The organism is uncultured Planktosalinus sp. (assembly GCF_963973675.1).
In the GTDB taxonomy this organism is placed as follows: domain Bacteria; phylum Bacteroidota; class Bacteroidia; order Flavobacteriales; family Flavobacteriaceae; genus Planktosalinus.
The window spans coordinates 1-7,982 of sequence record NZ_CAXBAN010000097.1 but is presented as its reverse complement, the minus strand read 5'-3'; the positions used below and the strand labels follow the sequence as shown (position 1 = coordinate 7,982).

Here is a 7,982-nt window from a genome sequence, read left to right as displayed (position 1 = left end):
AAGTAATCCATTTTGTTTTAGTCTGATATGCTGCAAGATTCCGTGCTGCATGTCCATTAAAGCCAACATCTTCTGTCAAGACAAATAAAGAAATATTGGAAGTATCATAGTGTTGTAAAATATCTTTAGCAGGATATTTAGAGGATGCATCATCTACCACTATTAAATTACTAAAATAATCTTGATTAAAATTATTTTCAATAAATATTTCGAATAACTCAGGATTTTCATAATAAGTGGTAACTAAGGTATTCATCCTTGACCAAAAACCGTGTTTACTTGATTGTTCACTTTTATAAATTTACTATTTTTATAAAATTGAACCAAATTTTCTGCTAAGACATATGTACAAGCTGATCTCAGCCCTCCTAAGATATCATCAATGGTATCTTGTACGGACCCCCGGTATGGAACATCCACTTCTTTGCCTTCAGCCGCTCGATAACCCTTAAGCCCACCACTATGTTTATCATTTGCAGTTTTTGAAGACATACCATAAAATCTAACATATTTTTTTTCATCAATGACTGGAACCCAACCTTGCCCGTTTGGATGGGGCATTCTGTCAGGACTTTCTTGATATTTGTTGACTATCTCACCACCCCCTTCATCATGCCCAGCAAGCATGCCGCCAAGCATCACAAAGTCTGCACCAGCAGCAAATGCCTTTGCAATATCTCCCGGATTAGTACATCCACCATCTGAACAGATATACAGCTTCCTATCAAAATTTTCATTGATATGATGAGCCATGGCACCAACTTCTAAAATTGCAGACAACTGCGGGAATCCTACGCCAGTTTTGAGGCGAGTTGTACACACACTACCAGAGCCAATACCTACTTTTACGCAATTTGCTCCTGCCATGTACAGACTCATGGCCTGACCACCAGTCACAATGTTTCCTACCATAATAAAATGAGTGGTTGATACTATTCTTCTTACGTCAGAAACAAATTGTACAATGTCACCTATGTAAGCATTTGGAACATCAATACAAATTTTGTGAAATTTATCAGAAAAATTTCTAATTTTATCCAAATCATCGGCACTTATACCAACGGTTAAAAAGGCGTGCGATTGCGATTCACACTTGTCTAAATCCTCTAAAGAGAGAGATTTATTCAAACAAGTCATCATGCCATTGCGTTTCATAACTTGTGCCATTTTTAGAGTGCCAACTCCATCCATGTTAGCAGCAATAATTGGGATGGCTGTGAAAGATTTATCTATCACATCTCCGTCTTTTGACACTTTCGTATGATGCACGCTTCTAAGAAGTTTGACATCATTTCTTGATCTAACGGAAAATTTTGGTTTCGAAGAAGAAGCCCCGTTCTTAGCCATTCCGGGGACAATAAGAACATCGGAAAAATCTAATTTTTCTTCATCATCGTAAAACTTGTGACTATTCATAATTTAAATTTACCCTGCTTTGATTCCAAAAAACTCATCTTCGTTAAACGGCAAAGTCACTGGCAGAAACTTTTCTCTATATTTCATAGAAGTTTCAAAATATCTTTCTAATTTTTTCGCATTAACATTTATATCTTCAGTTACATCAATCACACCGTAATTACCAGAAAAAAATGATTGTATAACTTGTTTTTTATTTTGTGGAAATTGGTTCAACAAAAAGTAAATTGGAAAGTATGCACACAATTGATTCATAGATGTACGAGAAACACTTTCCACATGCTTACCTTCAACAATAGCTCTCAAGCCAATTTCTGAATTTTCTGTGAAGTAAACCTTTTCACAATTTTTCATCACTTGATAACCAGAAACTTCAGGATCAATCACCCTATAGTAACCATATCTCATACCCAACTTCCGTATGTCTTCGGCATCAGTGATAGGATGAGGTTTGATTAAAATATCTGGATTAGCCAGCATGAGACTATCTATTTTATCAAAGTCAACAATCTTAGTAAGAATGTTAGAGCCGGGTAAAAAAATCACCTCTGAAAAATCAGTGTCACCCAAATCCTCTAAAAAATACTTGTCTGCGATACTTTCGTCATCAAAAACTGTTTTAGTTTTGTTCTCTAGTTTAAAATGTTTCAATAAATATCTGACATTGAATTCATAATTCAAACCATAAATCATTATATATTTGTTAATATTTGTGTAAGCATACTCTGTAAAGTAAAGATTTTGTATAGGACTTACATCAAACGTTGTTGTTAATGGACAAAGATCATTAAGTAACTTTTCATTTTTTTCTAATTCTTTTAAATATTTTTGATTGTATGTCAGATTTTGTTTACTTACTCTATCTTCATCCGGTAAATTATCAAAGGTGTACTTATTCGCAGGATTCATAATCTATGATGGTCCCTCTTTGTATTGATCTAAAAATGTTGTGGTTCTTGTGCCATCTGTGCTTCTTACACCACTTTGCGTGCTTCGGCTAAAGTTTGTAGTCCGAGAGGCATTGGTGGACCTTTGCCCAATCGTGGTAACCCTGTTTGATATGTTAGTAGTTCTAGTCCCTGTAGTTATCTGACTGTAATTTGTGTTATTAGAGAAAAAAGTGGAGCGACTAAAACTTGTGTTTCTAGAAATTGTTGTAAAACCCGAAGTGTTTACATTTGTAAAACTACCATTGGTGAATTTAAAAGTGGAACGAGATTGATTTGTAAAATCACTTGTGCTTCTTGTTCCGCTTGTAAATCTGCTGCCGCTTGTAAATCGAGTTTTGGTTGTATTTCTCGAAAAAAACGTTGATCTAGAACCGCTTGTAACTCTTGTAATACTTGTATTTCGTGAAAAATTCGTAGACCTTGATGCAGCCGTATTATTAAAAACTCCTGTGTTTGTAACACCGCCTGTGCTTCTAGATTGTGTGATAAGAGAACTTTTGTCGTAAAAATCTGAATATGAGATTGCCCCACTTGAAGGGATGGCCACACTATTTGCTGTGTTTATACCTTGGCCATAGTAATCAGACATGGCATGAGGGGTAGACCCACCAAACTCACCCACAATATCTGTTTGCATGGACAAAGAGCCTGACCCTTTGACAAAAGTTCTAGCCATTAGAAATAATTTTCAACCTTATATCCTGAATCCAAAGCTTCCTGATAATATTTATCAAATAGCCTTTGTAGGTCTTGGCGAGGATGGGGCTTGGGTTTAAATTTGCTCCAATGTTTTCGACCGTCGCTTCTTAGTCTAGGCAGTGTGTATTTCATGAGGTGTGGTTGCGTTTGCATATCTGAAAAGTGTAGCGTTTGGATTTGTTCGATTGTTAATCCCTCTCCATCAACACAATTCCAGTTGCCTTCGAAGGGTTGCACGATTTCTTGATTGTCTGCAAAGAAATCAATCATCTTATCATGAATGAAAGGGTCAATCCGCATACTTTTGACAGACGGTAAAAAGTTTTTTGCATATTCGTTATTCCAAAGGCTCACACAATAACGTTGTGGTGCGGCCTCACCTTTTGATAAGACTACTTTGTTCTCCTTAAATTCTTGGTCCCAAAGTTTTTTGAGGTCTGACAGAACCATAACGTCACTATCCATGTAGATAGCTTTACCCTTAAAATCACAGATTTCTGGTATTGCCCATCTATATCCAGAAAAGGGAGTACCCCAGCGACCTTTGCTCCAGCCAAACAGATTAGAATTTGGGTCTTGTGATGTTTTAAGCCATGTAATGCTCACGTCCACAGAAGTATGCTTTTTGATGCTATACTCTAACACCATTTGTGACTCTGCATCTGCACCGAAAGCAGAAGTGCCAATAAAAATATTAATCATTTTATACCTTTCAAATGAATTACGCCTTATATCTATAACACTTATTCCAAATGAAATATCCCAACTTTACATCAAGCTCTTCAAAGCCCTTCATGCGTTCCAACACCGACATCCAATGAGCGACCGCAATGATATCAACGTTATCGACATCGATTATGAAGTCATCACGGTCCAGACCAGTTTTATCAGATACAAACTGCACATAGCGTTCAGTGTCATTCTCATAGGGTGGCGACCATTTGTATATAGCCTGTGACAGCGTTAGGCCGGTATAGTGCCGGTCCAACAAGTCAAACATCGCTGCATAGCCCCACTCTGGCGTAGCAAACGACTCAAACATCGCATCATTGTTCGTCTCACCGAGGTAAGCCCTACTGGTCTTTTTGATGTTACCGGGGTTGTTGTTCCGAGTTGGGCGATTGGTAGAAACGTCCGTATAGTCATACGAACCCAAATCCATGGTGGCACAGTCAAGTTCAACGGACCACGCTGGTTTCAGCGCACCGTACAGCAGACTGCCACCGGCCAGCCCACCTGCAAAGGCGGCTGTGTATAGCAAAATCTTAAACATATTCAATGACTTACGTTTTAAAATAGTTGGTTTAGTATAAGACTTCATCGCTCTAAGGCAAGTAATATATGCCGTTTGCGCTTTCATCTGCGAACCTCTCAAATTGTGGGGCGACCGAAGCCGCCCCCGTCGAGAGTATTTATAGTATCACTACCTCATAAAACCCTTCGTATTCGGGCTTTTCCCAACGATTTTTCGCATCAATTTTGGTGATGCTACCGGGAGTCAGATAGCCAGCATCAAAGCCTTCCTGCATCCGGTAATGCGCATTGAATACGGCAGCAACCGAAGCAAGCTGTGCATCAAGCAAGTCTTCATACAAATACCAACTTACTTTCATACCTCCAGAACGCCTTGCAGGTGCAGGTAGTTTTACTGATTTAAAGTCGTGTAGGTCTTCACTCATTATCTTTCCTTTCTGGTTTAGGTGGATGACTGATTAGCCTGTAATAAGCCATCCGAAAGGGGATAAGGAATTAAGTGGAAAAGATTTAAGTTAGCTTCTTGTTGCGGCATTTGTTTTCCCTTTCGTACCGAACAATCACTAATATAAACTATAAAATTATTAAGTCAAGAACTTTTTTCTATTATTATGAATACAATTTTCGTATTTGATCAGTTTTCATAAACTCTTTGACAAGTTCATACTGCTCTGGAACATCCACAGGGGTGTACTCATTCTGCAATGCAAAGGTTTGCATATTAAATCCCAATTCTAAGCCTCGCAGAGCTTCGATACCCTCAGACTTTTCTAGCTCAGTCTCAGGCTCCTTAGCAAAAAGCTGTAAAGCATCATTACGGAAAGAGTAGATACTCAGGTGTTTTTTGTATGATATATTTTTTCGATAGTTTGACGGAATTGTATTTCGAGAAATGTACAAAATCTTATCAGCACTATCCGTTACTATCTTTCCTGCCAATTCATTTTTTGGATCATCTGTCCTAAGATGAGGAATCACCATATCTAAGTGGCGGAAAGAACTATGATATGCATTAAGTTCTTCAACATCACTTGGAATAACCAAAGGATCATCACCCTGTACATTCACAACAATATCATCATCAGCAGCACCCAATGTCCGTGCAGCCTCTGCAATACGCTCTGTACCATTTACATGGTCAAAAGATGTTTCAACCACCTCAATATTATGGCGCACACACTGGTCTATAATTTCTTCGTTTGGTGTACAAACTCGAATTACATTTTCAGAGCTTTTTGCGTTTTTCATCAATTGCACTCTTTTGTAGACATGTGCAAACATCGGCAAACCATCAATCGGTAGTAATGGCTTGTTTGGAAATCTTGTGCTTTCCATTCGACAGGGAATTAAAAAGAAGTTTCTATTTTTCATGATACAACTTCAACTCGCATAGTTTGACTTTCATCATGTTTCACACAGCCCTTTGCCCAGACTTTAACTCCTTTTGGTTTTTTATAAGGAGTTCTGATATTTTTTCCTAACCTAGCAATACGATCCTTTCCGCCCTGTTGGAATTCAGAGTAAAATGTTTCTCTATAAGTGTTCAACAATCTGTTGTACAACTTTTCATCCTTCAAAGAGGCTTTGATTTCTGGCCATTTTTCATCAGGATAAAATGCCAGCATAGCAAAAATCTTTAAGTAGTCATAAACTTCTTTTTTCTGCAAATACGGTTTAGGCATCTTCAGGGACCATTCTCCACCCAAAATCCCTCCACCAGTAGACAGCCGATTAGGGTCAACAAAATTGTTTTCAACAGCTAATTTCCGTAAGCCTGTCCCCGTATATGGAACAAAATGACTTAGGGTTAGAGCGTCATAACCTTTTGCAGCACGGGCCAACCTCACAGAATCTTCTACAAGTTCCGGCGTTTCAAAAGGCATTCCTAATATAATATTTAAGCTGTAAGGAATATTAGAGTCGTTAATATACTCAAAGTGTTCCAAGTATTTTTCGTTTGAAACATTCCTTGATAAAATATTTCTTCTATATTCCTCATTACCAGATTCTAAGCCGAAAGACATGCGGTAGCACCCTGCATGCTTGATCATTTCTAAAACATCAGGAGTGCAATTTTCAATGCGGGTATTCATCCAGAATGGAATTTTATACTTTGCCCACATGTTTGAAAATTCTTCAATTTCCTTTTTAGGTCTGGCCAAAAAAGAATCATCAATAAATAAAATCATTTCTGGATCATGATTTTCTAAAATACTTACTAATTCTTTTTCAATATACTCCGCAGGTTTGCGGCGCATAAAGTTGCCTTGATTGTTATCTTTTGAAAATGCTCTTTGAGAAGGAGAGTTACAGTATGTACAATTGTAAGGACAACCCCTGTAAGTTTCCATTGGCACCGTTCTTTTGAAGATACGGCCTCCCATTGGCCTTGCCCACCGTTTATCATCAAATAGATCAAAATTTGGTGGATACTCAGCAATATTGCACAGGGGCTGTTCTTCATTGGCATGAGCATGGTCTGCATACCTATAAGTTGTACCTTTAATATGTTCTATTGTTTCGTTATTTTTAAGCGCCCTAATCGCATCTCGAATTACATATTCCCCTTCATGGTGACAAACAGAAGTCACCACGTCATGTTTTAAGAGAATGTCTTTAGCATCTCTTGCGAAAACTCCACCTACAATGTTTGGAATATTTTTATCTTTAATAGCTTCTAATAGTTTAATACCCAAATGATAGGTGTCTTCAGCCATTGAAACTAAAATTAAATCAGGATTGAAGCTTTCAACTTTCGCCACCCAATCTTTGACCATATCTTTAGGGTCTTTCATGGTCATTTGATCTCGGACACTTTCTCCCTGATTAGCGCCCGATTCTGATAAAATAATATGGCGATTAGTAAATTGCTCCGAATAGTAGGTGGTTTCAAATATGCCTACTTCTGCACCCTCTTTTTTACAAATGGTATTGAAAATACCAACACTCAAAGCGGGTGAAAACATAAGCGGGATATTAGGGTAAAGTATTAAAACTTTCATTTGTGTACTACAATCTCCACGTTATCCGGTTTTTTGATTTTCATGCTATCGTGCTTATGATGAACTACAAACTGAATATGACTAAACTCATCAAAAATACCATGCGTCACAGTGCGCCAAGTTTGTGATAAACGCTGAGTATTCATGCTGCCTCTATCAGAGTTTAGGTAAAAGTCGGTTCTTGAACGAATATCAAAGTCCATCAAAGAATCAAACCCCCATAGATGAATTTCTTCAGGAGCAACTTTGTTCGCAGTATAGTGTAAAGCAAAATGTCCACAATTCAAGTTAGTATAGCCCTGCCCACCTTTTCCTGCGTAAGCCGGTAGAGTTGTATAAAATTCTTTAATATGGCCCATATGCTTAATATGAAATCCTGAATTTTTTTCCATGTACAATTTGGGCCGAAACCCTAAGACCCAAGTATAAGGATTTTGAATACTACCTTCATGTAAAGCTTTCATCATTTTAAAATCTACCATACATGATAAAGCAATATTTGGAATATCAAATGGAGGCAGAGTGCAACAAATCTTTATCCCTTTTTGTGGCGTATAAAGATTTGAGGCGTGACCATTACCAATTACATGAACAACTTTAGGCATTATTTTTCCTTATTTCAAAATTATTTAGCAAATTCTTACAAGTTATTTATAAATTT

Annotated in this window: 10 protein-coding genes; all 10 read right to left on the bottom strand. The window is 37.6% G+C overall.

Features of this window, described 5'->3' with window-relative positions; all coding sequences use genetic code 11:
• On the bottom strand, window positions 1–256 hold a 256-nt coding region (locus AACY61_RS05385), incomplete at its 3' end, for a glycosyltransferase (RefSeq protein ID WP_339610561.1).
• A complete protein-coding gene (locus AACY61_RS05380; RefSeq protein ID WP_339610560.1) occupies window positions 253–1,416 on the bottom strand; it encodes an IMP dehydrogenase in 1,164 nt (387 codons plus the stop codon). The genes AACY61_RS05380 and AACY61_RS05385, both read right to left, overlap by 4 nt.
• A 9-nt stretch (window positions 1,417–1,425) precedes the next feature.
• Window positions 1,426–2,325: a hypothetical protein gene (locus AACY61_RS05375; protein ID WP_339610559.1), complete on the bottom strand. Its 900-nt coding sequence runs from the start codon at window positions 2,323–2,325 to the stop codon at window positions 1,426–1,428.
• Window positions 2,326–2,328: 3 nt separating this feature from the next.
• Window positions 2,329–3,042 carry a hypothetical protein gene (locus tag AACY61_RS05370; RefSeq protein ID WP_339610558.1) on the bottom strand — a complete coding sequence of 238 codons (714 nt, stop codon included), beginning with the start codon at window positions 3,040–3,042 and terminating at the stop codon, window positions 2,329–2,331.
• A complete protein-coding gene (locus AACY61_RS05365; RefSeq protein WP_339610557.1) occupies window positions 3,042–3,767 on the bottom strand; it encodes a glycosyltransferase in 726 nt (241 codons plus the stop codon). Before AACY61_RS05365 ends, AACY61_RS05370 begins: the two co-directional genes overlap by 1 nt.
• Before the next feature lie 19 nt (window positions 3,768–3,786).
• Window positions 3,787–4,425 (bottom strand): hypothetical protein, encoded by a 639-nt coding sequence (locus tag AACY61_RS05360; RefSeq protein WP_339610556.1) that lies wholly within the window; start codon window positions 4,423–4,425, stop codon window positions 3,787–3,789.
• Between the two features lie 52 nt (window positions 4,426–4,477).
• Window positions 4,478–4,744: a hypothetical protein gene (locus tag AACY61_RS05355; protein ID WP_339610555.1), complete on the bottom strand. Its 267-nt coding sequence runs from the start codon at window positions 4,742–4,744 to the stop codon at window positions 4,478–4,480.
• Between the two features lie 184 nt (window positions 4,745–4,928).
• On the bottom strand, window positions 4,929–5,690 hold the full coding sequence (gene kdsB, locus AACY61_RS05350; protein ID WP_339610554.1) for a 3-deoxy-manno-octulosonate cytidylyltransferase: 762 nt from the start codon (window positions 5,688–5,690) through the stop codon (window positions 4,929–4,931).
• Window positions 5,687–7,321, bottom strand: coding sequence for a radical SAM protein (locus AACY61_RS05345; RefSeq protein WP_339610553.1), 1,635 nt, complete (start codon window positions 7,319–7,321; stop codon window positions 5,687–5,689). Before AACY61_RS05345 ends, kdsB begins: the two co-directional genes overlap by 4 nt.
• Window positions 7,318–7,926, bottom strand: coding sequence for a hypothetical protein (locus AACY61_RS05340; protein ID WP_339610552.1), 609 nt, complete (start codon window positions 7,924–7,926; stop codon window positions 7,318–7,320). Before AACY61_RS05340 ends, AACY61_RS05345 begins: the two co-directional genes overlap by 4 nt.
• Window positions 7,927–7,982: the final 56 nt, after the last annotated feature.

Coding starts and splice junctions, on each gene's coding strand:
- AACY61_RS05380 (WP_339610560.1), bottom strand. CDS start 1,416: ATGAATAGTCACAAGTTTTACGATGATGAAGAAAAATTAGATTTTTCC.
- AACY61_RS05375 (WP_339610559.1), bottom strand. CDS start 2,325: ATGAATCCTGCGAATAAGTACACCTTTGATAATTTACCGGATGAAGAT.
- AACY61_RS05370 (WP_339610558.1), bottom strand. CDS start 3,042: ATGGCTAGAACTTTTGTCAAAGGGTCAGGCTCTTTGTCCATGCAAACA.
- AACY61_RS05365 (WP_339610557.1), bottom strand. CDS start 3,767: ATGATTAATATTTTTATTGGCACTTCTGCTTTCGGTGCAGATGCAGAG.
- AACY61_RS05360 (WP_339610556.1), bottom strand. CDS start 4,425: ATGAAAGCGCAAACGGCATATATTACTTGCCTTAGAGCGATGAAGTCT.
- AACY61_RS05355 (WP_339610555.1), bottom strand. CDS start 4,744: ATGAGTGAAGACCTACACGACTTTAAATCAGTAAAACTACCTGCACCT.
- kdsB (WP_339610554.1), bottom strand. CDS start 5,690: ATGAAAAATAGAAACTTCTTTTTAATTCCCTGTCGAATGGAAAGCACA.
- AACY61_RS05345 (WP_339610553.1), bottom strand. CDS start 7,321: ATGAAAGTTTTAATACTTTACCCTAATATCCCGCTTATGTTTTCACCC.
- AACY61_RS05340 (WP_339610552.1), bottom strand. CDS start 7,926: ATGCCTAAAGTTGTTCATGTAATTGGTAATGGTCACGCCTCAAATCTT.